The sequence below is a fragment of the Vogesella sp. LIG4 genome, assembly GCF_900090205.1.
GTDB lineage: Bacteria > Pseudomonadota > Gammaproteobacteria > Burkholderiales > Chromobacteriaceae > Vogesella.
On sequence record NZ_LT607802.1, the window covers coordinates 3157381 to 3182589 of the forward strand.

Consider the following 25209-nt stretch of genomic DNA (forward strand, 5'->3'; position numbering starts at 1 on the left):
ATGTGGCGCTTGTTCGGTTTACAGACGCGTTATGCGGTAATCAGTTCACCTGCTCGTACAGTTCGATAGGCAGCCCGTCCGGGTCGGCCAGAAAGGTGAAGCGCTGCCCGGTGTATTCGTCCACCCGTACCGGCTCGCAGGCCACACCGGCGGCGGCCAGGCGGGCGATGTCGGCGTCCAGCGCGTCCACCCGTAGTGCCAGGTGGCGCAGGCCGCAGGCTTCCGGACGCGTAGGGCGGGCCGGCGATGCCGGAAAGCTGAACAATTCCAGCTGGCTGCCATCGGGCAGGGCCAGGTTCAGCTTCCACGACTGCCGCTCGGTGCGGTAGTGCTCTGACAGCACGGCAAAGCCCATGGTTTCGGTATAGAAGGCGCGCGAGCGGGTGTAATCGGCCGCGATGATGGCCACGTGGTGTATGCCGCGGATTGCCATCAGCGGCCCGCCTGCGTAAGCGGGTGGCGGGAAATGTCTGCCGGGAAGGATGTCAACGGGTGCTGCGCTTGCATGGGGTGCCAGGGGTGTTGCCAGGTGGGTGGCCGCCGCATGTGCGGCGGGCGAGTGGCAAGGGTATGACATTCCGGGGGTAATTGCCATGCCATGCGGCCAACCCTGAAGCTTGGTCGCATGGCCTGATGATGCTTGCCAGGCTTACTCCTGGTCTGGCTGCTGCGGCTTGTCGTCATCCATCAGGATGCGGTGTGCCGGGCCCTCCAGATCGTCGAACTGGCCGGAGTGGGTGGACCACCAGAACACCGCGCCGATCACGAACACCAGCACGATGCTCAGCGGCACCAGCAGGTACAGACTTTCCATTATTTACTCCGTTTGATCAGGCGCAGCGCGTTGCTGACGACCAGCAGGGAACTCAGCGCCATGCCCAGGCTGGCCAGCCACGGCGTGACATGGCCGGCAATGGCCAGCGGCAGGGCGACCAGATTGTACACCGCGGCCCAGGCCAGATTCTGGCGGATGATGCGCATGGTGCGCCGCGCCAGTGTCAGGGCGCGCGGCAGCTGGGCGATGTCGTCGCCCATCAGCACCATGTCACCGCTGGCGCGCGCCACGTCGGTGCCGCCGCCCATGGCCAGCGATACGTCGGCGCGTGCCAGTACCGGCGCATCGTTCACGCCGTCGCCCAGCATCAGCACCCGCGCGCCGCCTTGCTGCAGCTGGCTGACATAGGCCAGCTTGTCTTCCGGCGTGGCGCCGGCGCGGTAATGGGCGATGCCCAGCTCGCCGGCCAGCGCGGCCACCGCCGTTTCGGCATCGCCGGACAGCAGGTGCACACGCAGCCCCTGCTGGCGCAGGCTGGCGATCAGCGGTGGCACGCTGTCACGCAACTGGTCGCCAATGGCGAACCAGGCCTTGATGCCGTGCCGGTTGCCCAGTGCCACCACAGTGGCGGCGGCCGGCAGTGTTGGCGGCGTGGCCGCGCCGGCCAGGTCGGCTACGAATCCGGGTTTGCCCAGTCGCCAGCGGCTGCCGGCGATCACGCCTTCTACGCCCTGGCCCGGCTGGTTGTGCAGTTCCGTTACCTGCGGCAGTGCCTGGGGGTCGCCTGTTTCCGTGGCGGCGGCCAGCAGCGCGCGGGCAATCGGGTGCTCGGAGCCTTGTTCCAGCGCTGCGGCCAACTGTAGTGCCGCCGTGTGCTCCGGGTGCGGGCAATCAGTGCTGGCCAGCAGCCGCATGCGGCCGTGGGTGAGGGTGCCGGTCTTGTCGAATACCACGTCGCTGACCCTGGCCAGGGTTTCCAGCGCATGGCCGCGAGTGGTGAGCACGCCGATCTGCGCCAGGTGGCCGGTGGCGGCGGTGAGTGCCGCCGGCGTGGCCAGGCTCAGTGCGCAGGGGCAGGAAATCACCAGCACCGCCACGGTTACCCACAGCGCGTGCTGCGGGCCGGTGGCCAGGCTCCAGCCGATATAGGTGCCGGCGGCAGCCAGCAGCAGCAGGGCGACGAACCAGGCGGCGAAGCGGTCGGCCAGTTGTGCCAGCCGTGGTTTGTCCGCCAGCGCCTGGTCCAGCAGGCGCACGATGCCGGCCAGCCGGGTGTCGCCGCCGGTGCGGGTGACTTCCATCACCAGCGGGCTGGCCTGGTTGACGCTGCCGGCGATCACCATGTCGCCGCTTTGCTTGCGTATCGGCGTGCTCTCGCCGGTAAGCAGCGATTCATCCACGCTGCTGCTGCCATCGACGATGCGGGCGTCGCAGGGAATGGTTTCGCCGGGGCGCACCAGCAGCATGGCGCCGGGCTCAACGTTGGTCGCAGCCACTTCGCGGCTGTCGCGGCTTTGCGGCCAACCATCCAGCTGGTGGGCAAAGGCCGGCACCAGCTTCACCAGCCGCTCGGTGGCCTCGCCGGTCTTGCGTCGCGCCATGCCTTCCAGGTAGCGCCCGCCCAGCAGCAGGAAGATGAACATCGATACCGAGTCGAAGTACACGCCGTGTTCCACCCTGTTCAGCAGCGCCCACAGGCTGGCAAGGAAGGCGGTGAGAATGCCGATGGTGACCGGGGTGTCCATGCCCACGCGCCGCGTTTTGATGTCGCGCCAGGTGGACTGGTAGAACGGAATCGCCGAGTACAGCACTACCGGCAGTGTCAGCACGAAGCTGGCCCAGTGCAGTATCCACAGCCACTGGATTTCGATTTCGCCGGCCCGCGCCATGTAGACGGGCACCGCGTACATCATCACCTGCATCATCGACAGCCCGGCCACCCACAGCCGGTTCAGTGCGGCCTTGCGCTCCTGCTGCAGCAGGCTTTCCTGCCGTGCGCTGTCATAGGGGTGGGCGCGGTAGCCGATGTCGGCAATGGCATGCAGGATCTGCGACAGCTGCAGCCGGCTGTTGTCCCAGCGCACGCGGGCGCGGTGACTGCTGTAGTTGATGTCCACGCCCAGCACGCCCGGCAGCTGGCGCACATGCTGCTCGTTCAGCCACACGCAGGCGGCGCAGGTGATGCCCTCCAGCATCAGCGTGGCCTCGCGCACCTCTCCGTCCTCGCGGCGAACGAAGCTCTGCTGCAGCTTGTCCGAGTCGTATAGCGCGATCTGTTGCAGCAGCTCCTGCGGCAGCGGCTCGGCCTTGTTGGCGTCCAGGGTGCGGTGCTGGTAGTAGTCGCCCAACCCGCTGTCGATGATGGTCTGCGCCACGGCCTGGCAGCCGGCGCAGCAGGCTTGTTCAGTGTCTTGGCGGTAGCGGATGGGGAAGTCCTGGCCCGCAGCAATGGGCAGGTGGCAGTGAAAACAGGGCTGGCTCATGGCGTGCTATTGTAATGGAAGAAGTTTTAACTGGTTTGTGGAGAGTCAAGCATGGCGATGCAGGCAGTGGTGCAGTCCGGGCCGGGCGGGGTGGACACCCTGCGCCTGGACGTGGTGGAAAAACCGGAGCCGGCGCCCGGCCAGCTGCGGGTGCGGGTGTTGGCCGCAGGGCTGAATCGTGCCGATATCGTGCAGCGCGAGGGCAAGTACCCGCCGCCCAAGGGTGCTTCGCCGATACTGGGCCTGGAGGTGGCCGGCATCGTCGATGCGGTCAATGGTCCGTCGCGCTTCCAGGAGGGAGATGAGGTGTTCGGCCTGATCGCCGGTGGCGGCTATGCCGAATACGCGCTGCTGGACAGCTCGGCGGCGATTCCCAAGCCGGACATGATGAGCTGGGCCGAAGCCGCCAGCCTGCCGGAGGCGTGGATGACCGCCTGGCACAACCTGGTGGACGTGGCCGGCCTGCATGCCGGCGAAACGGTGCTGATCCACGCTGGCGCCAGCGGCGTGGGCGCGGCGGCCATCCAGTTGGCCGGCATGCTCGGCTGCCGGGTGCTTGCCAGCGCCGGCAGCGAGGAAAAGCGCGATTTCTGCCGCCGGCTGGGTGCCGACGAGGTGATCGACAGCCGCAGCCCGGGCTTTGCCGCCAGGCTGAAGGAGCAGGGCGGGGTGGATGTGGTGCTGGACCCGGTGGGTGCGGCGCTGTTCGACGACAATATCGCGGTGTTGAAGCAGGATGGCCGCCTGGTGCTGATCGGCGTGATGAGCGGCGTGCAGGGCAGTCTCAACCTGGGCATGCTGCTGGTGAAGCGGCTGAAGGTGATCGGCTCCACGCTGCGCAGTCAGCCGGAAGAGGTAAAGGCCAGGTTGGCCACGGCGCTGGAGCGCGAAGTGCTGCCGGCGCTGCTGGATGGCCGCGCACAGGTGACGCTGGATTGCACCTACCCGCTGGCCGCGGTGCAGGACGCACACGATTACATGGAAGCCAATCGCAATCTCGGCAAGATCGTGCTGAGCCTGCTGCCTGTCATGCCCGGGTAATACAGGCGGGGTAGAGTGCCGGCACAGCAAGGTACTTCCTGCTGCATGGATATGGATGGGATTAAGGGCGGCCACACGGCCGCCCGTTTTTTTGCGGCCAACGTGGGGGAGGTTGGCCGCATGCCCTGCCTTGGCTGCCTGGGGCGTGTGCACGATCTGGCGAGCTAGGGCGAGACAAGGCGTTTTTAACGCCGTATCGCCGACGCGCAGCTGATCGTGAGCAGGCCCTTAATGCTGTACCGGTGACAGAGCCTCGATCAGCGCCACTTCCTGCGTGTAGCCCAGGGCACGCAGTTTCTCCAGCAATGCCTCGCCATCCACCTTGTACTTGTGGTCCAGCTCGTCGTGCAGCACGCGTGCTTCCACCGCCAGCCACAGGCCGCGGCAGGATTCGGCGCTCTCGAAATGCACGCCGCGCAGCACTTCGGCTACCAGGTGCAGTTCGGCGTCGCTGAAGCGGCGCGACAGCAGCGCCTGTTCGCGGCGGATGATTTCGGCGTAGCGGTCGCACATCTGCTGGATGCGCGCATCCAGCGGCGCCTCTTCCGGTGCGTGCTCCAGTGCCTCGGCGTTGAACCAGGCGGCAGCGTCCAGGGTGGTGTGCTCGGCGGCGTCCTGCCAGGCTTCCTGCAGCGCGGCGGCAAAGCGCGCCTCGTCCTTGAACGGCAGATCGAACTGCATGCGGGGCGGCATGTCCAGGCGCAGGGTTTCGCCGTTCACGCTCAGCGCTCCCTCGTCGTTGCAGTGCACCTCGCCGCGCCAGACGGCTTCCTCGCCGGTGGCCAGGTTGTCCACCAGTACCTCCAGGTAGGGCAGCGCCAGCGCCTGGCCTTCGTCGGCGGTTACCAGCCGTACGCCGATGTCGAACAGGTGGTGCTTGGCCACGCGCAGCATCTGCAGACCGTTGTCGTGACGCAGCAGGGTGTAGTCGTCGCCGGTGTCGTATACCGCCAGGTCGTGCTCGTCGCGCGCCGATTTCAGCAGCTTGCCCTGCAGCTCGTCGGCCAGCTGGTTGATATCGGCATCCGGCGTGCGGTAGCCGCCGCGATGTTTGTCATGCACATGCCACAGCGCATTCCAGTCGTACATGGTTGTCATCCCCCAAAAACGGCGCAGTGTACCTAAAGTTTGCGGGCAGTCCCATGTCAGGGTGCCTGCCAGATCCGGGTGTATGCCTCTTGATAGCCCAGGTCTGCATCGATTTCTGCATTGTTGCCGCCCGATGGCTGGGTGCGCGTCACCAGTATCGGGCGGCTGACGTAGCCACTGGGCGGCTGACCGGCAAAGGCGCGGTTGAGTTCGTCTGCCAGCTGCCAGCCCTGGGCGTTCAGGGGCTCGGCAACGGTGGCAATCTGCTGCGACAGGCCGCTGCGGATGCGGCTGATGGCCTTGTGCGAGCCGTCGCCGGCGGCGATGTTGCGAATGTCGCCGCGACCGGCGCGGCGCAGCGGGAAGTTCATCTCGTCGAAATAGATGTCGTTGATGGCCAGGGTGTGCGTCCATTGCTTGCCGAAGCGTGCGTTCATGCGGGTGATCAGCGAGTCGGTATCCGTGCTGGCGCGGCTGATGGCCACATCCTGGATGGTGAGGCAGCGGCAGCTGGCGCAGTGCGTCAGTGCGGTGCACATGGCGGCGGCCTTGGCGATGGCAATCTCGAAGCGGGTATCGGTAATGATGACCGCGCCAACCTTGCCGCCGCTGCTGCTGATGGCGTAGTTGGCGGCCAGGCGGGCAACATCCATGGCGTCGGTGGTGATGTTCACCAGCAGGTCGCCGGCCGGGCCAGGCTTGGCGCCGGCATGCCAGCCGGCCAGCTGGATGCCGGCCTGGTGTGCCCGCTGCACCAGATCCTTGAAGTCATTGGCCTGAAAACCGCCCAGCACGATGGCGTCGGGTTTGTCCTGCTCGATGGCATGGGTGATGGCGTCCCGGATGATGCTGGCGTCACCCTTGCCGTCCACATTGTTGACCCGCCAGCCCAGGTGGGTGGTGGCGGCATTGTTGAACGCGCGCAGCACGCCGCTGATGCCGCCGTTGCGGTAGTCCTGGGCAATGAAGGTGATGACTTTCGGGCCTTGACCATGAGGCCCGCTGGTTGGCCCGTCCCAGTTGCCGGGCTGGGCCGGGGCGGCGGGCGGGTACAGCATGGCAAGCAGCAAGAGGCTGTGGCGTAGGAGTCTGCTGAGCATGCGGATGGCCGAAATGAGTGATGGTGGGGTGTCGGGCATGGCCTGTGCCGGCAGCGCACGCTTTGCCGGTGCTGCTTGCGCCATGCCCTTTCAATAAACACTAGCATAGCCCGCCGCGACAGCGTTTGTGACGATGCAAACACACAGGATGTCGTTTTCTGTCAGGGGTGTTTGTGCTAGAATCTTCCAGTTTCGCTCATCCAATTTGAGTCACCCATGACCCGACAAATTCGCAATATCGCCATCATCGCCCACGTTGACCACGGCAAGACCACCCTGGTTGACCAGCTGCTGCGCCAGTCCGGCACCTTCCGCGACAACCAGCAGGTTGACGAGCGCGTGATGGACTCCAACGACCTGGAAAAAGAACGCGGCATTACCATTCTGGCCAAGAACACCGCCATCGAATACGAAGGCGTGCACATCAACATCGTGGACACCCCGGGCCACGCCGACTTCGGTGGTGAAGTAGAGCGCGTACTGGGCATGGTTGACGGCGTACTGCTGCTGGTGGATGCCGTTGAAGGCCCGATGCCGCAGACCCGCTTCGTGACCAAGAAGGCACTGGCACTGGGCCTGCGCCCGATCGTGGTGATCAACAAGGTAGACCGTCCGGGCGCACGTCCGGACTGGGTTGTTGACCAGACTTTCGACCTGTTCGACAAGCTGGGCGCTACCGACGAGCAGCTGGACTTCCCGATCATCTACGCTTCCGGCCTGAACGGCTTTGCCAAGCTGGAGCTGGAAGAAGAGTCCGACAACATGCGTCCGCTGTTCGACACCGTGCTCAAGTTCGTGCCGACCCCGGCGGGCAGTGCCGACGAGCCGCTGCAGCTGCAGATTTCTGCACTGGATTACTCCACCTACACCGGCCGCCTGGGCGTTGGCCGCGTGCTGAACGGCCGCATCAAGCCGGGTCAGGCCGTAGTGGTAATGAACCACGACGATCAGGTTGCTTCCGGTCGTATCAACCAGGTTCTGGGTTACAAGGGCCTGGACCGCGTGCCGGTGGAAGAAGCCGAAGCCGGTGACATCATCATCATCTCCGGTATCGAGGATATCGGTATCGGCGTGACCATCTGCGACAAGGATCAGCCGGTAGGCCTGCCGATGCTGTCGGTGGACGAGCCGACCCTGACCATGGACTTCATGGTGAACTCCAGCCCGCTGGCCGGTACCGAAGGCAAGTTCGTGACCAGCCGCCAGATCCGCGACCGTCTGACCAAGGAGCTGCTGACCAACGTGGCCCTGCGCGTGGAAGACACCGAGGACTCCGACGTGTTCCGCGTATCCGGCCGTGGCGAACTGCACCTGACCATCCTGCTGGAAAACATGCGTCGCGAAGGCTTCGAAATGGCTGTGGCCAAGCCGCGCGTGGTATTCAAGGAAATCAACGGTCAGAAGAGCGAGCCGTACGAGAACCTGACCATCGACCTGGAAGATGCTCACCAGGGTGGCGTGATGGAAGAAATCGGCCGTCGTCGTGGCGAGCTGACCAATATGGAATCCGATGGCCAGGGTCGTACCCGTCTGGAATACCACATTCCGGCACGTGGCCTGATCGGCTTCCAGTCCGACTTCATGACCATGACCCGCGGCACCGGCCTGATGAGCCACGTGTTTGACGACTACGCACCGGTGAAAGCCGACCTGCCGGGCCGTCACAACGGCGTGCTGATCTCGCAGGACAACGGCGAAGCCGTAGCCTACGCGCTGTGGAACCTGGAAGACCGCGGCCGCATGTTCGTGTCCCCGGGCGACAAGCTGTACGAAGGCATGATCATCGGCATCCACAGCCGTGACAACGACCTGGTAGTGAACCCGCTGAAGGGCAAGAAGCTGACCAACGTGCGCGCCTCCGGTACCGACGAAGCCGTACGCCTGACCACCCCGATCAAGCTGACGCTGGAATCGGCAGTGGAGTTCATCGACGATGACGAACTGGTGGAAATCACCCCGAAATCCATCCGTATCCGCAAGCGCTGGCTGCAGGAACACGACCGTCGTCGTATGTCCAAGGTTGAAGGCTAAGCCCGCACAAGCTTGTGTGGCTGACAAAAAACCCCGGTTTATGCCGGGGTTTTTTTCTTGCTTGTCTTATCGATAAAGCAGGCTACGCTGAGACTATGCCAGATACGTTTGGTGTGTCCTGAGTAGTAGAGTGTTTCTCCTCCTCTTTTGCGGCCAAGGTTGGCCGCATTTTGTTTGTACCGGCCGTCTCGGGCTCAGCAAGCGGCGCTCAGCAATTCATCCCAGCGCGTGGTGCAACGTGGCGACAGCTTGTCCTGGCGCATATGCCAGCGGCCGTCGCCCAGCAGGCTGCTGCCGGTGCGTATGCTGTCGCGGCCGAAGCGGTGGTTGATGCCGTCTACGGTCTGCATCAGCTGCTGGCTGCGCGCGGATTCGCCGGGCAGGAACAGATCGCCCTGGCGGCTGAATTCATCGGCCACCAGCTCGTCCAGCACCACGCCGCACTTGTGGTAGCGCAGCTCCGGCTGATGCAGCTGCTGCAGCAGCCCCAGTGCGTGATGCGTCAGGGTGCGGGTGTCGGTGCAGGGTTGCAGCAGCGGCAGGCTGGCCCAGTTGCGGCGCTGCAGGCCGCCGCCACGGTCGGGCGGGTCGGTGCGCAGCATCACGTGCAGCAGGCGGGTGGCGCTATGCTGGGCGCGCAGTTTTTCCGCACAGCGTGCCACGTGGTGGCTGACGGCGGCTTGCAGTTCGTCAAGGTCGTTCAGCCGGCGGGCAAAGGAACGGGTGGAGTGGATCTGCTGCCGCGGCGGGGTGACGTCGCAGACATCCAGGCAGGCTTCGCCCTGCAACTCGCGTACCGTACGCTCCACGGCCAGCCCGAAGCGCTGCCGCGCCCAGGCAGGGTTGGCCGCAGCCAGTTGCGCCGCGTTGGCAATGCCAAGGCGCTGCAGCTGTTCGCGCAGGCGGTAGCCTATGCCCCACACCATGCCGACATCCATCGCCCGTAGTTGTGCCTCGTGCTCGGTGGTGCTCAGCATGTGCCAGTCGAACACGCCGCCGAAGCGCGGTTGCTGCTTGGCAACCAGATTGCCGAGCTTGGCCAGGGTCTTGCTGACACCGATGCCGATGGATACCGGCAGGCCGATCTTGCTCTGTACCGCCTGGCGCAGCTGTTGCGCCCGGGTTTGCGGGTCGGGCAGGCCGGCGAAGTCGAGGAAGCATTCATCGATGCTGTAGATTTCCTGGGCGCAGGCGTGCTGCGCAGCCAGGGTCATCATGCGCCGCGACAGCGAGCCGTACAGTTCGTAGTTGGATGACAGTGCTACGCCGCGGTGGCGGTACAGCAGGTTGCGCGCTTCGTGGAATGCCACGCCCATCGGCACGCCTATCGCCTTGGCTTCCGGCGAGCGCGATACGATGCAGCCGTCGTTGTTGGACAGCACAATCACCGGCATGCCTTGCAATGCCGGGTTGAACAGCCGCTCGCAGGAGACATAGAAGTTGTTGCCATCCAGCAGGCCGTAGCAGGGTTCAGGCGGCATGCTCGTCATCCTTGCCCTTGTGGCGGCGCAGCTGGCGCGCCATGCCCACCACCACGCCCCACAGCATGGCGTCGAAATGCGACGGTGGCGGCAGGTCGCGCCAGCGCTGCCGCGCATCACGATGCCCCAGCCAGACCTTGCCGCCACTATGGCGCAGCAGCCGCACCACGAAGCCGCTGTCCTGCCAGTACACCACCAGGTCGCCGTGACGCGGCGTCAGCCCCTTGTTGAGGATCAGCAGGTCGCCATCCTGGATGCCGCAGTCGATCAGCGCATCGCCACGGGCGCGCAGGAAGAATGTTGCCATGCGGTCCGGGCAGAGCAGGGTGTTGAGGTCCAGTTCGTCGGTGGGCAGGTCGGCAGCCGGGGAGGGAAAGCCTGCCAGCGCCGGCCGGGAGATGAGCGCGAGTTTCATGGTGCTGCTTTTGATAATGTACAAAATCAAAATAGCGGAAAAGCCGCGCAATTTCAAGCGGCTGCCCCGGTCTGGCGTCAGCGGCGCATTCAGGCTGGCCGCCACCGTGGCGCTACCGCTATAATGCCCGGCTGCTTTTGACGAGGATGATATTGTGCGTGACCGTTTGGCCGTATTGCCGCAGTACTTGTTGCCTAAACAGGCGCTGACCCGTTTTGCCGGCAGCATTGCCAATGCCCAGGGGGGCAGTGTTACCACGGCGCTGATCCGCCGTTTCGTGCAGCGCTACAACGTCAATATGGCGGAGGCGGCCAACCCGGACCCGGCCAGCTATGCCTCGTTCAACGAATTCTTCACCCGCGCGCTGAAGCCGGGTGCCCGCCCGCTGGCCGACGTGCCCTTTGTGTGCCCGGTGGACGGCGCCATCAGCCAGTTCGGCGCCATTGAGCGCGACCAGCTGTTCCAGGCCAAGGGCCATCATTACTCCACCACTGCGTTACTGGGTGGTGATAGCGCTCTGGCGGCGCAGTTCGCCAACGGCCATTTCGCCACCATCTATCTGAGCCCGCGCGACTACCACCGCATCCACATGCCGTGCGACGGCACGCTCAAGCGCATGATCTATGTGCCGGGCGAACTGTTCTCGGTAAACCCGACTACCGCGCGCGGCGTGCCGGGGCTGTTCGCCCGCAACGAGCGGGTGGTGTGCGAGTTCGATACCGCGCATGGCCCGATGGCGCTGGTGCTGGTGGGGGCGACCATTGTCGGCAGCATGGCCACCGCCTGGCATGGCGTGGTGAATCCGCCGCGCAGCGGCGAGGTGCGCGTATGGCGCTATGACGATGGCCCGGCCATCAAGCTGGCGCGCGGCGAGGAAATGGGGCGTTTCCTGCTGGGCTCCACCGTGGTGCTGCTGTTCCCGCAGCAGGCCGTGCAGTTCAATGCCGACTGGGCGCCTGCGCGGCCGGTACGGCTGGGCGAAAAGATGGCCGATGCGGCCAACTAGTACGCTCGGCAAATAGAAAAAGCCACCGCATGCGGTGGCTTTTTTGTTGCTGCAGGCTGCTTACTGTGCAGCGGAGGCGGCAACGTTGGCCGCAGGGGTAACGCCCTTCCAGGCGCCGTTCTGCAGCTGGTACAGGGTGACGGTGCCGTTCTTCACGTCGCCGTTCGGCTCGAAGGCGATGCTGCCGGTTACGCCCTGCAGCTGGGTCTTGGCGATCTCCGGCAGGAATTTCTTCGGGTCGGCCGAGTTGGCACGCTTCATCGCTTCGATCAGCACGCGGGCGGCATCGTAGGTGTACGGTGCGTAGGCCTGGATCTCGCTGCCGAACTTGGCCTTGTACTTGCTGTTGAAGTCGGCAAAGCCCGGCATCAGTTCCTTGGACGCGCCGGCGCTGGAGGCGTAGGCGCCTTCGGCATCGCTGCCGGCCAGCTTGATGAACTCGGCGGTGTTCACGCCATCGGCACCCATGAAGCGGGCGGTGAGGCCCAGCTTGCGCATCTGCTTCAGCAGCGGGCCGGCCTGGGCGTCCATGCCGCCATAGAATAGCAGTTCCGGCTTGGCTGCCTTCAGCGAGGTGAGGATGGCCATGAAGTCGGTGGCGGTGTTGGTGGTGTATTCACGCTTCACCACCTTGCCGCCGGCGGCTTCCACTGCCTTGGCAAAGTCGTCGGCCAGGCCCTGGCCGTAGGTGGTGCGGTCATCGATGATGGCGATGTTTTTCAGCTTGAGCTCGCCCACGGCGAACTTGGCCAGCGCCTGGCCCTGTTGCAGGTCGTTGGCGATGATGCGGAAGGTGTTGTTGTAGCCCTGCTGGGTGAATTTCGGGCTGGTCACCGAACCGGCCACCATCGGGATGCCGGCGTCGTGGTAGATGCGCGAGGCCGGAATGGCGGCGCCGGAAGTGAGGTGGCCCACCACGGCTACCACGCCAGCGTCGACAAAGCGCTGCGCCACCTGGGTGGCGGCTTTCGGGTCGGCCTGGTCGTCTTCGGACTGCACTTCGAAGCTGACTTTCTTGCCATCCAGGGTCAGCCCGGCGGCATTGGCCTCGTCCACGGCCAGTTTCACGCCGTTGTCGGCATCGTGGCCCCAATGGGCGAACGGGCCGGTCAGCGGGTTGGCCGAGCCGATGCGCACAACGTTACCGTTGCTGGCTTGCTTGGCGGCAGAGGCGGGGGCATTGTTGTCGGCTTGTTGCTGCTGGTTGCAGCCAGCCAGCACGGCAACCGCTGCGGCTGCAGCGGCAATGGTCTTGATTTTCATAGGTAAAGCGAGTCCCTGCTCCTCGACGGGAGCATCAATTTTTAGGTGTCAGGTGATCTATGTCAGCGGTCGGGCGCCCTGTTGAGGCGCGGCGATACTACAGAAGCCGAGGCAGGCCCATGGGTGTAGGGCTGGCCTGGCAGGGAACGTCGAAAGGATACAATCGACATCGCAGTGCAACATGGTAACGGGCAGGGCGCGGTTGCGCAAGCATCGGCCCCAGGCGGGCCCGGCAAAACAAAAACGGCACCCGAAGGTGCCGTTTTGCCGATAAGCGTGAAGCTTAGTTGGCTGCGGAGGCTGCAGCTGCCGGAGCGCCGCCACCAACGGTGGAAACCACTTCCCACTTGCCGCCTTTAACCTGGTACACGGTAACCGCGCCGTTCTTGATGTCACCCTTCTCGTCGAAGGCGATCTGGCCGGTTACGCCGGTGTAGTTGGTTTTGCCAACTTCAGCCAGGTATACCTTCGGATCGGTGGACTTGGCACGCTTCATGGAGTCAACCAGCACCATTACAGCATCGTACTCGTACGGAGCGTAGATCTGGACTTCGGTGTTGAACTGCTTCTTGAACTTGTCGTTGAAAGCAGTGAAGCCCGGCATCTTGTCGCGCGGTACGCCGCAGCTGGAGGCGTACTGGCCTTCGGAAGCATCACCAGCCAGCTTGATGAATTCCGGAGTCTGCCAGCCGTCGCCGCCCATCAGCTTGGCTTTCAGGCCCAGGCGGGTCATCTGCTTGGCCAGCGGGCCGGCTTGTGCGTCCATGCCGCCGTAGAAGATCACGTCCGGCTGGGTGGACTTGATGGAGGTCAGAATGGCGTTGAAGTCGGTAGCGGTGTTGGTGGTGAATTCACGCTTCACAACCGAGGCACCCTTGCCCTTGACTGCCTTTTCGAACTCGTCTGCCAGACCCTGACCGTAAGCGGTGCGGTCATCGATGATGGCCACTTTCTTGGCTTTCAGGCCGTCAACAGCGAACTCGCCCAGTGCCTTGCCCTGCTGCACGTCGTTGGCGATTACGCGGAAGGTGGTCTTGTAGCCCTGCTTGGTGTAGTCCGGGTTGGTTGCGGACGGGGAGATCTGCGGCAGGCCGGCGTCGGAGTAGATCTTGGAAGCCGGGATGGTGGTGCCGGAGTTCAGGTGGCCAACTACGCCAGCCACGCCGGCATCAACCAGGCGCTGGGCAACCTGGGTACCGATTTTCGGGTCAGCCTGGTCGTCTTCGGAAACCAGCTCGAACTTGATCTTCTTGTCGCCGATGGTAACGCCTTGGGCGTTCAGGTCTTCGATGGCCAGTTTGGCGCCAAATTCGTTGTCCTTGCCCAGGTGAGCGATCGGGCCGGTCATCGGAGATACCTGGCCGATTTTCACCACGGTTTCGCCGCCAGCGCTGGCAGCAGCCGCAGGAGCGGAAGCTTCGCCGGCCGGTTTTTCTTCTTTGTTGCCGCAGGCAGTCAGTGCAATGGCGGCAGCTGCGAAAAGGCTCAGACGAGCAAATTTATTCATCTTATGTTTCCCCTGATCTTAAGTCTGTGACTTGATTAAAGCTGCTTGGCATCTTGTGGATGAGCAGTTGCGGCGATTATGCGGAGCGCCTTTTCCGAGTGTCAACGAACTTCGATATACAGTATTTACAGGGCTTGTAATGCCAGTGGTGTGCTGCACCGCCGCATGCACCAAGGAAAACCGGCTTGCGCAAGAAATATGTTCGCATATGAACAATGGCGCCCCATGCTGGTGCGCCATTGCGAAAAAACGGGCCATTTTCTTTAGTGTTTTGCGCCACAGGCGCGCGCTCGCAACTGTCGCATATTTGCATCGCCGGGTGTTGTTATCCAGCCACCAAGGTTGCCAAGGACCAAATCGGCCAGCGCGGCGACCCAGTCCGGTCGCTCGTTGAGGCACGGAATGTAGCGATATTCCTTGCCCCCGGCGGCCAGAAATAGTGTCTTGCCTTCCATGGCGATTTCTTCCAGCGTTTCCAGGCAATCGCCGGCAAAACCGGGGCAAATGATGTCGAGCTTGGCAACACCTTGTTTCGCAAGCGAACTTAGGGTGTCGAAGGTGTAGGGTTTAAGCCACTCCGCCTTGCCGAAGCGGCTCTGGAAGCTCACCACGTAGTCGTTGGCGGACAGTTCCAGCGCCTCGGCCAGCAGGCGTCCGGTCTTCAGGCACTCGCAGTGATACGGGTCGCCCTTGTCCAGGGTGAAGCGCGGCACGCCGTGAAAGCTCATCACCAGCTTGTCGCCGCGGCCATTCAGCCGCCAGTGCTCGCGTACGCTGGCGGCCAGCGCCGCGATGTAGCCGGGGTGGTCGTGATAGTGACGCACGGTACGAACTTCCGGCATGTTGCGCATCTTCATCAGTGTGCGGAACACGTCGTCCAGCGCGGTGCCGCTGGAGGAGGCGGCGTACTGCGGGTACAGCGGCACCACCAGCAGGCGCTCCACGCCCTGGGCGCGCATGCTCTGCAGTACCTCCGCCACCGCCGGCTTGCCGTAGCGCATGGCGTAGTCCACCACCAGCTGATGGCCCTGCATGCCCAGCAGCCCCTTGAGCAGGCTGGCCTGCTTGCGGGTGTGCAGCAGCAGCGGCGAGCCATCCTTGTCCCAGATGCTGGCATATTTCTCGGCGCTTTTCTTTGGCCGCACATTGAGGATCACGCCATTGAGGATCAGCCACCAGATGGCGCTCGGAATCTCCACCACGCGGCGGTCGGACAGAAACTGCTTGAGATAGGGGCGCAGCGCCTTGGCGGTAGGCGCCTCCGGCGTGCCCAGGTTCAGCAGCAGTACGCCGGTCTTGGGTGTGTAGCCGTGGTTGAATGCCGGTTCGGTCAGGTAGTGGGACATGGTGTTTTCGTGACGATGCGGAGCCGGCCAGGGTTGGCCGCAAGTAAAAACGGCAGCGGGCCGGGGCGCGCTGCCGTGCGGGTCATTCTTCGCGCGCGGGGACAAGTACCGAGCGGTTGCCGTTGGTTTCCATCGCCGACACGATGCCGGCGGTTTCCATCTGTTCGATCAGCCGCGCGGCGCGGTTGTAGCCGATGCGCAGCTGGCGCTGTACCGAGGAGATCGATGCCTTGCGTGTCTTGAGCACAATGGCCACCGCTTCGTCGTACAGCGGGTCGGCTTCGCCATCCGGGCTGCCGCCAAGGCCGACTTCGCCGCCGGCCTCGTCACTTTCGGCCGCGCCGCTGAGGATGCCCTCCACGTAGTCCGGCTCGCCGGTGGTCTTGAGGAATTCCACCACCTGGTGCACCTCCTCGTCGGCCACGAAAGCGCCGTGCACGCGCAGCGGGTAGCCGGTGCCTGGCGGCAGGTACAGCATGTCACCCTGGCCAAGCAGGGTTTCCGCGCCCATCTGGTCGAGAATGGTGCGGCTGTCGATCTTGCTCGATACCTGGAAGGCAATGCGGGTAGGGATGTTGGCCTTGATCAGGCCGGTGATCACATCCACCGACGGGCGCTGCGTAGCCAGAATCAGGTGGATGCCGGCGGCGCGCGCCTTCTGTGCCAGGCGCGCAATCAGCTCCTCGATCTTCTTGCCGGCCACCATCATCAGGTCGGCCAGCTCGTCGATCACCACCACGATCAGCGGCAGGGTATCCAGCGGCTCCGGTGTTTCCGGCGACAGGCTGAACGGGTTGGGAATCTTCTCGCCGCTCTTTTCCGCGTCGCGGATCTTCTGGTTGAAGCCGGCGAGGTTGCGCACGCCCAGTTTGGACATCAGCCGGTAGCGGCGCTCCATCTCGCCCACGCACCAGTTCAGCGCGTTGGCGGCCTGCTTCATATCGGTAACCACCGGTGCCAGCAGGTGCGGAATGCCTTCATACACCGACAGTTCCAGCATCTTCGGGTCCACCATGATCAGGCGCGCCTCCTTGGGCGTGGCCTTGTACAGCACCGACAGGATCATGGCGTTGATGGCCACCGATTTACCGGAGCCGGTGGTGCCGGCCACCAGCACGTGCGGCATCTTGGCGAGGTCGGCGGAGACCGGCTGGCCGGCGATGTCCTTGCCCAGCGCCATGGCCAGCCGCGAACCCATGTTCTGGTAGCCGTCGGAGCCGACGATCTCGGACAGGCGCACGATCTGGCGCTTGGGGTTGGGCAGCTCCAGGCCCATATAGGTCTTGCCGGGTATGGTCTCCACCACGCGGATCGACACCAGGCTCAGCGCGCGCGCCAGGTCCTTCATCAGGTTGACGATCTGTGCGCCTTTCACACCGACGGCGGGCTCGATCTCGTAGCGGGTGATCACCGGGCCGGGGTAGGCGGCCACCACTTTCACGTCCACGCCGAAGTCGGCCAGCTTGCGTTCGATCAGCCGCGAGGTGTACTCGACGGTTTCCGCCGATACCGGTTCGGCCTGCTCCTTGGGTGCGGCCAACAGTGCCAGCCCCGGCAGCGCCTCGTCGCCCGGTGCGGCGAACAGCGACTGCTGCACCGGCTTCACGGCCTTGGGCGATACCGGCACTTCCAGTACCGGGGTCTCGATACGCACCGGCGGCTTGTCTTCGATCTTCTTCTTCTCTGTGCTTACCTTTTCTTCGCGCTGCTGCGCCACCTCGCGGCCGATTTCACGGTCGCGGCGCGCCTGCCAGGCTTGCCAGGCATTGACCACGCCGTCTTCCAGCAGGCCGCCGATGCGTTCCATCAGGTTGAGCCAGGACAGCCCGGTAAACAGTGAGACGCCAATGGCGGCCAGCACCAGCAGCAGCAGGCTGGCGCCGGTGGTGCCGAAGGCGTGCGCGCTGCCGGTGCCCAGCGCCTTGCCCAGCAGGCCGCCGGGGCCGGCCGGCAATGCCAGCTGCTTGCCGGCCAGGATCAGGAATTCCAGGCTGGCAAAACCGATCAGCGTGAGCTGGAAGCCGATCAGCGCCGGCCAGGTCAGCGGGCCGTCGTCGAAGTCGGTGTGATCGATGCGGCGGTAGCCCCAGACGATGGCGAACACGCAGAAGCCCACCAGCAGCCAGGCGGAATAGCCGAACAGGTACAGCAGGATGTCGGCCATCCAGGCGCCGAACACGCCGCCATAGTTGCGGATGGTGGGGTCGGCCGAGCTGTGCGACCAGGACGGGTCGTTGGTCGAGTAGCTGAACAGCGTCAGCACCAGGTAGATGGCAGAAACGGCCAGCAGCAGCCACCAGGCTTCGCGCAGCAGGCCGGCGAGTTTGGGTGGCAGGGGCTGGGTATTGCGTACGACTGCTTTACGCTTGAACAGGCGCATTGAATTTGAATAAGAATGGTGTCAGCCGGGCATTATATCGACAAATGCCGGGCTTTCTGTTGCCCGGCAACGTTTGCCCATCATTCGTGTCGCGTTGCCGGCCGAAAAAGGAAAATATCACTGGGCCATCGCGCATCAGTGAGGGTAGAGGGCGCCCAGCACCCGCAGGCCGCTGGCGCCGGTTACCTGCGGCAGATTGCCGGGCGCGCGCTGGCAGAAACGCCAGCCCAGCCAGGCGAACGCCGCGGCCTCCACCTGCTGCGCCGGCAGCCCCAGCGCGTCGGTGGCGGCGATCTGCACGCCCGGCAGTAGCGCGGCCAGCGCCCGGCACAGTGCGCCATTACGCACGCCGCCGCCGCACAGGTACAGCTCGCGCGTGGCCGGAGCAAAGCGGGTGACGGCATCGGCAATGCTGTGTGCGCTCAGTGCCAGCAGGGTGGCCTGCACGTTGGCCGCATCGATGTCGCCGTGCTGCAGGCGGAAGCGCTCCAGTCGCGCTGCCAGCCACTCCAGGCTGAACAGGTCGCGGCCGGTGCTCTTGGGTACGCCGGCGGAGAAATAGGGTTCGGCCAACAGGATTTGCAGCAGGGCGTCGTTGCAGTGCCCGCTCGCCGCCCAGGCGCCGTCGGCGTCGTAGTCCTGGTTGCGGTGGTGGCGAATCCAGGCGTCCAGCAGCATATTGCCGGGGCCGGTATCGAAGCCGATGACCGGCGCATCCGGCTGCAGCCGGGTAAGGTTGGCGATGCCGCCGATATTGAGGATGGCGCGCGGCGTAGCCGGGCTGGCGAACATCGCCTGGTGGAAGGCCGGTACCAGCGGTGCGCCCTGGCCACCGGCGGCCACGTCGCGGCTGCGCAGGTCGCCGATCACGTCGATGCCGGTCAGCTCGGCCAGCAGTGCCAGGTTGCCGATCTGCAGCGTGTAGCCGGCCTGCGGCGCGTGGCGGATGGTCTGGCCGTGGCAGGCCACCGCCTGCACCTGGTCGGCGGCAAGACCGGCGTGCTGCAGTACGGCCTGTACCGCTGCGGCGTACAGCTGCGCCAGCTCGTTGCCGAGGCGGGCGCTGCGGTCCAGTTCATTGTCGGCAACCTGCTGCAGCGCCAGCACCTGTTCGCGCACGGCCAGCGGGTAGGAGACAAAGGCTTCGCCCAGCAGCGCCATGCGCCCGTTGTCGAAGCGCACCGCTACCGCATCGACACCATCCAGACTGGTGCCGGACATCAAACCAATAAAGATATCGGACATGAAAAACCCTGGCAGATTGATAGGCTGCCAGGGTTGTGTCGATCGGGGCGCCGCTTAGTCCAGCTGCGCCACGCTGACCGGAATGTCCCTGAGCAGCTTGAGGTTGGCCGCAAGCTTAACGCTCTGACCGGTGAAGGCCAAGCGTTCACTGCTGCTCAGTTCGCGGGTGGGTAGCGCGGTGGTGGCAGGGTCCACCGGCTGGCCGTTGATGTGCACTTCCATATGCAGGTGCGGGCCGGTGGCGCGGCCGGTGGCGCCGACATAGCCGATCACCTCGCCGGCCTTGACCTGCTCGCCGGGCTTGAGGCCGCTGCGGAAGCGGCTCATGTGTGCATACAGCGTGGAAAGGCGGGCATTGTGGCGCAGGATCACCACGTTGCCATAGCCGTTCTGGCGTGCCACCGTTTCCACCACCGCGTCGGACGGCGCCATGATGGGGGTGCCGGTGCTGGCGGCGTAGTCGATGCCTTCGTGCATGCGCAGCGCGTGCAGGACCGGGTGATAGCGCATGCCGAAGCCGGAACTGATGTGGGAGCCGGCCACCGGAATCTTGCTGAAGCCCTTTTTCAGCGCCTTGCCCTGCGCGTCATAGTAGGAGCCGGATTCGCTGTCGTGGGCAAAGTAATAAGCCTGGTAGTGGCTGCCGCCGCGGTCGATCTCCACCGCCAGGATGTTGCCGGTGGTGAGCGGGGCGCCGTTGTACAGCAGGGTTTCGTACACCAGGTCGATCTTGTCGCCGTGCTTGAGGCTGCTCAGGTCGAACTGGTCGGAGAAGATTTCGCCCAGCTGGGTACGGATTTCGTCCGGAATGCCGGCCTGGCCCAGCGCGCTGGCGGCGGTGCTGTTGATCTGCAGCGCGCGCACGGTCTGCATGGCTTCGGTGTGTGGCGCATCGGCGCTGGCGCGCCAGCCGTTACCGGCCTTTTCGATGTCTACCAGTACCTTCTCGCCGTTTTCGTCATCGTTGAGGAAGCGCAGACCGAATAGCTCGCCCTGATCGTTCAGCTGTACCGACAGCGTAGCGCCGGTTTTCAGCTTGAGCAGGTCCTTGGACAGCGGGCTGGAATAAATGAAGCCGGTGGCGTCGCTGTCGCGCACGCCCAGGCGGTTGAGCAGGCTGGCGATGGTATCGCCGCGCTGCACTGCTTCGTCGCGCCAGTAGCGCACGGTGTTGCTGGCCGGCTGCGGCAGCGGTGGCAGGGTAAGTGCCTCGACAACCTGTTGCTGCACCGGCAGCGCGGCTTCGGGGGCATTGCCCTGGGTAACGGCCACGGCAGTCAGCACGCCCAGGAAGGGCAGGCTGGCGACGGCGCCCAGCCAGGTGGCGTGGCTGTTTACCACGCGATTGGTCCATTTTTGCGGTAGATGCAGCAGTTTGCGATAATCCATATTCTTCACTATCCGGTTGGCATGTAAGTGCTGGTGGGCACCATCTGTCGCCGGTATCTGGCCGCACGCGGCTTGCTTTGCGGCAGAAAATTCCAAAGCGGGTGATGCTAGCAAAAGCACTTGCCGGCTGTAAACAAAAAATGCTGATAAATCAATGATTTACCCATATTGATTAGCGGCAGCAATTTACACTGACCATCCGGTTGGCAGCCTGGTTCTGCGGCCGGAAAAATATTTCACACCAAAAACAAATACGCCATCCATCGATGAAACTGACCCTGATCATTCCCGGCCTGAACTGGCTGGATGCCCACGATGGCAGCGAAGTCAGCAAGGGGCTGGCCTTGCCGGCCCTGAGCCAGATGCTGGGGCGCGGCAGCCTGCAGTCGCAGCCGCTGTCCGCCTCGCAACTCCTGCAGCAGGTGTTCGCACTGCCGGCGCTGGCGCTGGCTGCCGATCTGGCGGCCGCCAGCGGGCTGGATACCGCCGGCCGCCACTGGCTGCTGGCCGACCCGGTAAACCTGCGAGTGGACCGTGACCGCGCGCTGCTGGGCGACGTGGGCATCATGAACCTGTCGCAACAGGAGGCGGACGCGCTGGTGAGCAGCCTCAACCAGCTGTTTGCCGAAGACGGCTTCGTGTTCCACGCCCCCGCGCCGCAGCGCTGGTTCCTGTCGCTGCCGGCCGCCAGCGGCGCCGAGTTCTCCGTGCTGCCGGACGTCATCGGCAACGACATCAACCACCACCTGCCGCGTGGCAGCCAGGGCATGCTGTGGAGCCGTTACCTGAACGAGCTGCAGATGCTGCTGTACACCCACCCGGTAAACGATGCGCGCGAGGCGCGCGGCGAGGTGCCGGTGAACAGCGTGTGGCTGTGGGGCGAACAGACCGACGGCAGCTTGCGGCCAACCTTGCAGCACGATCAGCTGCTGGCCGCCGACCCGCTGTGGCAGCACCTGGCGGCCGCCGCCGGCAAGCCGGCCGAGCTGGCGCCCTATGCCTTCAGCGGTCTGGATGCCAGGGGCGACGTGCTGCTGCAGCTGGATACCGTGGAAGCCGCCGCGCAGTTCCGCGATGCCTGGGGCTGGCGCGAAGGCCTGCAGCAGCTGGAGCGCGACTGGTTTGCACCGCTGCTGGCTGCCCTGCAGCAGCGCCAGGTGCAGCAGCTGACCATCCGTTGCCACGGCGATGCCGGCTTTACCCTCAACCTGCGCCCGGGTGACCTGTGGCGCTTCTGGAAGCGTCCGCGACAGCTTGCGGCGCTGTACCCGCAATGAGCCAGATCCAGACCAGACCCTGCCCGCAGCCCTTGCTGGCGCAACTGGGGCAACAGGGCGTGCCGCCCTTGCTGGCGCGGCTGTATGCTGCGCGCGGCGTGGCCGATGCCGGCGAAGTGGATTACGCCCTGAAGGGCCTGCTGCCGTTCCAGGGCCTGAAAAACGCCGAAGCCATGGCATGCCGCCTGGCCGATGCCATCGCCGCCGGCCAGCGCCTGCTGGTAGTGGCCGACTACGACGCTGACGGCGCCACCGCCTGCGCGGTGGCGGTACGCGGCCTGGCGCTGCTGGGCGCACGCATCGATTTCATCGTGCCCAACCGTTTCGAATACGGTTATGGCCTGACGCCGGAAATCGTCGAGCTGGCCGCACAGCAGCAGCCGGACATCATCATCACTGTCGACAACGGCATTGCCAGCGTGGCCGGGGTGGACGCGGCGCGCGCACGCGGCATCGAGGTGCTGGTCACCGACCACCACCTGCCGGGCGACACGCTGCCGGAAGCGCTGATCGTCAACCCCAACCAGCCGGGCTGCGAGTTCGCCTCCAAGCACCTGGCCGGCGTGGGCGTGATGTTCTACGTGCTGATGGCGCTGCGCGCCGAGATGCGCCAGCGCGGCGTATTCGCCAGCGGCAAGGAACCCAACCTGGGTGAGCTGCTGGACATCGTGGCGCTGGGCACCGTGGCCGACGTGGTGAAGCTGGATCGCAACAACCGCATCCTGGTGGATGCCGGCCTGCGCCGCATGCGCGCCGGGCGCCTGGCGCCGGGCATTGCCGCGCTGTTCCGCGTGGCCGGCCGCGCCGCTTACAAGGCCACCGCCTTCGATCTGGGCTTCACCATCGGCCCGCGGCTGAATGCCGCCGGCCGGCTGGACGACATGAGCCTGGGCATTGCCTGCCTGCTGGCCGGCAGCGAGGAGGTGGCCTCGCCGCTGGCGCAGGAGCTGGACGGCCTCAACCGCGAGCGCCGCGCCATCGAGCACGGCATGCAGGACGAGGCGCTGGCGGTGTTGTCCGGCATCGATGCGGCCAACCATTACACGCTCACCCTGTACCGCGACGACTGGCACCAGGGCGTGGTGGGGCTGGTGGCGTCACGGCTGAAGGAGCGCTACCACCGACCATCCATCGTGTTCGCCCCCGGCGACGAGGGCGAGATCAAGGGCTCCGGGCGTTCGATTCCCGGCTTCCACCTGCGCGATGCGCTGGACATGGTGTCCAAGCGCCATGACGGCCTGCTGCTGAAGTTCGGCGGCCACGCCATGGCCGCCGGCCTGACCATACGCGAGCAGGATTTCGACACCTTCCGCCTGGCCTTCGAGCAGGTGGCGCGCCAGCTGCTGGACGAAGCGGCGCTGACGCGGGTGTGGGAGACCGACGGCAGCCTGAGCGGCCGCGAGCTGTGCCTGGAAATGGCGGAAACGTTGGCCGCAGAAGTGTGGGGCCAGGGCTTTCCGCCGCCGACCTTCAACGACCGCTTCCACATCGTCAGCCAGCGCCTGGTGGGCGCCAAGCACCTCAAGCTGCGGCTGGCCCGCGACGGCGTGGAGTGCGACGGCATGCTGTTCAATCATGCCGACTGGCTGCCGGAGCAGGTGGACGCGGTGTACCAGTTGGCGGCCAACGAGTGGCAGGGGCGCAAGGAACTGCAGATCTATATCCAGCACTGGCAACAGGTGGAGCGCACATGATCGAAACCCTGATCGGCACATTGCTGGGCGCGCTTCTTGGCGGCGGCGCCATCTGGGGCGCGCTGCGCAGCCGCCAGCAGGCAGCCTACCTGCAGGGGCGCAATGAAGTGGGGCTGGAACTGGCTGCGCTGCAGGCGCGCTGGCAGGCTGCCAGCCAGCAGTGGCAGGAGCTGGCCGGGCGCGAGCAGGCGGCGCAGCAGCAACTGGAAGACTGCCGCCAGCAACTGGCCGTTGCCCAGCAGCAGCTGGCTGGCCAAGCCAGCCAGGCGCAGCGCGTGCCGGAGCTGGAGCAACAGTTGGCCGCACGCGAGCAGCGGCTGTTCCAGCAGCAGGACGAAGCACGCGGCCTGACCGCGCGCCTGGCTGCCAGCGAGGAGCAGGGCCGCCAGTTGCAGGCCTTGCAGGCCGAGCGCGGCGGCTGGCTGCAGTTGCAGCAGCAATTGCAGGACGACATCACCCGGCTGAGCGTGCGCGAGCAGGAGCTGGCGACGCTGCTGCAGCAGGAGCGGCAGCAGGGCGCGGAGAAGCTGCGGCTGCTGGCCGAAGCGCGCGAGGCGTTGAGCCACCAGTTCAAGGCGCTGGCCAGCGAGATTCTGGAAGAAAAGAGCCAGCGCTTCACCGAGCAGAACCGGGTGAACCTGGAGCAGATGCTGGGGCCGATGGGCGAGCGGCTGCAGCACTTCGGCAAGCTGGTGCAGGACACCTACGACAAGGATTCCAAGGAGCGGCTGACGCTGGAGCAGGAGCTGCGCCGGCTGCAGGAGCTGAACACCCGGCTGAATGCCGACGCGGTGGCGCTGACCAATGCGCTGACCGGCGGCAACAACAAGGCGCAGGGCACCTGGGGCGAGATGGTACTGGAGAAGGTGTTGGAAACCTCCGGCCTGAGCCGCGACCGCGAATACCGCGTGCAGGTGTCGGACACGCTGGAGCAGGAGGACGGCAGCCAGCGCCGCTACCAGCCGGACGTGGTGATCGACCTGCCGGAAGGCAAGCAGCTGGTGGTGGATTCCAAGGTGTCGCTGAACGCCTACGTGCGCTACACCGCCGCCGGCGACGAGGCGCAGCGCGAGGCGGAGCTGAAGGCGCACATCGCCGCGCTGCGCCAGCACATCCGCACGCTGTCGGAAAAGCGCTACCAGGACCTGTACAAGCTGCACACGCTGGATTTCGTGTTCATGTTCGTGCCGGTGGAGCCGGCCTACCTGCTGGCGGTGCAGCACGACATGAGCCTGTTCAACGAGGCGTTCGAGCGCCGCATCATGATTGTCGGCCCCAGCACGCTGCTGGCCACGCTGCGCACCGTGGCCAGCATCTGGCGCTACGAGTACCAGAACCAGAACGCGCAGGAGATTGCGCGCCAGGGCGGGGCGATGTACGACAAGCTGGTGGGGCTGATCGACACGCTGGAAAAGCTGGGCCGCCAGCTGGGCCAGGTGCAGGAAACCCACGGCAATGCCATGAAGCAGCTATCGAACGGCAGCGGCAACCTGGTTGGCCGTGCCGAGCGGCTGCGCAAGCTGGGCGCACGCACCAGCAAGCATCTGGCGGGGCATCTGTTGCCACAGGGCGAGGAAGAGGACGACGGCGAGGAATGATTTCTTGCCGCCGCGTTACCTGTCATCTATATCGAAATCAGGCAGCAGAAAGGAGGGGAGCAAAATGGTATCGCTGACATTGTTGTGTG

19 protein-coding genes are annotated in these 25209 nt (G+C 65.0%); 6 read left to right on the forward strand and 13 right to left on the reverse strand.

Annotation, left to right across the window (positions count from 1 at the left end; all coding sequences use genetic code 11):
• Positions 1 to 40: 40 nt before the first annotated feature.
• The 3 genes from PSELUDRAFT_RS14770 to PSELUDRAFT_RS14780 form a co-directional block, all read right to left on the reverse strand.
• Entirely contained in the window at positions 41 to 433 is a 393-nt protein-coding gene (locus tag PSELUDRAFT_RS14770) for a VOC family protein (protein ID WP_088967559.1), read from the reverse strand.
• A gap of 216 nt (positions 434 to 649) precedes the next feature.
• Positions 650 to 814: a cbb3-type cytochrome oxidase assembly protein CcoS gene (gene ccoS / locus PSELUDRAFT_RS14775; RefSeq protein WP_088967560.1), complete on the reverse strand. Its 165-nt coding sequence runs from the start codon at positions 812 to 814 to the stop codon at positions 650 to 652.
• A complete protein-coding gene (locus PSELUDRAFT_RS14780; RefSeq protein ID WP_088967561.1) occupies positions 814 to 3258 on the reverse strand; it encodes a heavy metal translocating P-type ATPase in 2445 nt (814 codons plus the stop codon). Before PSELUDRAFT_RS14780 ends, ccoS begins: the two co-directional genes overlap by 1 nt.
• A gap of 51 nt (positions 3259 to 3309) precedes the next feature.
• On the opposite strand from PSELUDRAFT_RS14780, the gene PSELUDRAFT_RS14785 reads away from it, so the two are divergent.
• Positions 3310 to 4299, forward strand: a complete 990-nt coding sequence (locus PSELUDRAFT_RS14785; protein WP_088967562.1) for an NAD(P)H-quinone oxidoreductase — start codon at positions 3310 to 3312, stop codon at positions 4297 to 4299.
• A gap of 228 nt (positions 4300 to 4527) precedes the next feature.
• On the opposite strand, the gene PSELUDRAFT_RS14790 is transcribed toward PSELUDRAFT_RS14785, so the two are convergent.
• Together PSELUDRAFT_RS14790 and PSELUDRAFT_RS14795 are read right to left on the reverse strand one after the other, a co-directional pair.
• Positions 4528 to 5388 carry a hypothetical protein gene (locus PSELUDRAFT_RS14790; RefSeq protein WP_088968518.1) on the reverse strand — a complete coding sequence of 287 codons (861 nt, stop codon included), beginning with the start codon at positions 5386 to 5388 and terminating at the stop codon, positions 4528 to 4530.
• A gap of 56 nt (positions 5389 to 5444) precedes the next feature.
• Positions 5445 to 6488, reverse strand: coding sequence for a substrate-binding domain-containing protein (locus tag PSELUDRAFT_RS14795; RefSeq protein WP_157725144.1), 1044 nt, complete (start codon positions 6486 to 6488; stop codon positions 5445 to 5447).
• Positions 6489 to 6704: 216 nt separating this feature from the next.
• Here PSELUDRAFT_RS14795 and typA point away from each other — a divergent pair, with 216 nt between their 5' ends.
• On the forward strand, positions 6705 to 8519 hold the full coding sequence (typA, locus tag PSELUDRAFT_RS14800; RefSeq protein WP_088967564.1) for a translational GTPase TypA: 1815 nt from the start codon (positions 6705 to 6707) through the stop codon (positions 8517 to 8519).
• Positions 8520 to 8713: 194 nt separating this feature from the next.
• Here typA and PSELUDRAFT_RS14805 read toward each other — a convergent pair whose 3' ends face one another.
• On the reverse strand, positions 8714 to 10000 hold the full coding sequence (locus tag PSELUDRAFT_RS14805; protein WP_162291266.1) for a Y-family DNA polymerase: 1287 nt from the start codon (positions 9998 to 10000) through the stop codon (positions 8714 to 8716).
• Entirely contained in the window at positions 9990 to 10415 is a 426-nt protein-coding gene (locus PSELUDRAFT_RS19485) for a LexA family transcriptional regulator (protein WP_157725145.1), read from the reverse strand. The genes PSELUDRAFT_RS14805 and PSELUDRAFT_RS19485 overlap by 11 nt, the downstream gene beginning before the upstream one ends.
• A 154-nt stretch (positions 10416 to 10569) precedes the next feature.
• Between PSELUDRAFT_RS19485 and asd the strand changes: the two genes are divergently transcribed.
• Complete coding sequence (gene asd, locus PSELUDRAFT_RS14810; RefSeq protein ID WP_088967566.1) at positions 10570 to 11421, forward strand: archaetidylserine decarboxylase; 852 nt, start codon at positions 10570 to 10572, stop codon at positions 11419 to 11421.
• Between the two features lie 60 nt (positions 11422 to 11481).
• On the opposite strand, the gene PSELUDRAFT_RS14815 is transcribed toward asd, so the two are convergent.
• The 6 genes from PSELUDRAFT_RS14815 to PSELUDRAFT_RS14840 form a co-directional block, all read right to left on the reverse strand.
• Positions 11482 to 12684 carry a branched-chain amino acid ABC transporter substrate-binding protein gene (locus tag PSELUDRAFT_RS14815; RefSeq protein ID WP_088967567.1) on the reverse strand — a complete coding sequence of 401 codons (1203 nt, stop codon included), beginning with the start codon at positions 12682 to 12684 and terminating at the stop codon, positions 11482 to 11484.
• A 283-nt stretch (positions 12685 to 12967) separates the two neighbouring features.
• Complete coding sequence (locus PSELUDRAFT_RS14820; protein WP_088967568.1) at positions 12968 to 14191, reverse strand: branched-chain amino acid ABC transporter substrate-binding protein; 1224 nt, start codon at positions 14189 to 14191, stop codon at positions 12968 to 12970.
• Positions 14192 to 14454: 263 nt separating this feature from the next.
• Positions 14455 to 15537 (reverse strand): ferrochelatase, encoded by a 1083-nt coding sequence (hemH, locus tag PSELUDRAFT_RS14825; RefSeq protein ID WP_088967569.1) that lies wholly within the window; start codon positions 15535 to 15537, stop codon positions 14455 to 14457.
• 82 nt (positions 15538 to 15619) lie between these two features.
• Positions 15620 to 17917: a DNA translocase FtsK gene (locus PSELUDRAFT_RS14830; protein ID WP_088967570.1), complete on the reverse strand. Its 2298-nt coding sequence runs from the start codon at positions 17915 to 17917 to the stop codon at positions 15620 to 15622.
• A gap of 135 nt (positions 17918 to 18052) precedes the next feature.
• Positions 18053 to 19162 (reverse strand): anhydro-N-acetylmuramic acid kinase, encoded by a 1110-nt coding sequence (locus tag PSELUDRAFT_RS14835; protein WP_088967571.1) that lies wholly within the window; start codon positions 19160 to 19162, stop codon positions 18053 to 18055.
• Positions 19163 to 19216: 54 nt separating this feature from the next.
• A complete protein-coding gene (locus PSELUDRAFT_RS14840; RefSeq protein ID WP_088967572.1) occupies positions 19217 to 20551 on the reverse strand; it encodes a peptidoglycan DD-metalloendopeptidase family protein in 1335 nt (444 codons plus the stop codon).
• Positions 20552 to 20817: 266 nt separating this feature from the next.
• Between PSELUDRAFT_RS14840 and PSELUDRAFT_RS14845 the strand changes: the two genes are divergently transcribed.
• The 3 genes from PSELUDRAFT_RS14845 to rmuC are packed head-to-tail and all read left to right on the forward strand — an operon-like array spanning position 20818 to position 25120.
• The gene (locus PSELUDRAFT_RS14845; protein WP_088967573.1) at positions 20818 to 21828 is read left to right on the forward strand and encodes a hypothetical protein; all 1011 of its coding nucleotides are present in this window, start codon (positions 20818 to 20820) and stop codon (positions 21826 to 21828) included.
• Positions 21825 to 23522, forward strand: coding sequence for a single-stranded-DNA-specific exonuclease RecJ (gene recJ / locus PSELUDRAFT_RS14850; protein WP_088967574.1), 1698 nt, complete (start codon positions 21825 to 21827; stop codon positions 23520 to 23522). Before PSELUDRAFT_RS14845 ends, recJ begins: the two co-directional genes overlap by 4 nt.
• Complete coding sequence (gene rmuC / locus PSELUDRAFT_RS14855; RefSeq protein WP_179947549.1) at positions 23519 to 25120, forward strand: DNA recombination protein RmuC; 1602 nt, start codon at positions 23519 to 23521, stop codon at positions 25118 to 25120. Before recJ ends, rmuC begins: the two co-directional genes overlap by 4 nt.
• Positions 25121 to 25209 lie beyond the last annotated feature (89 nt).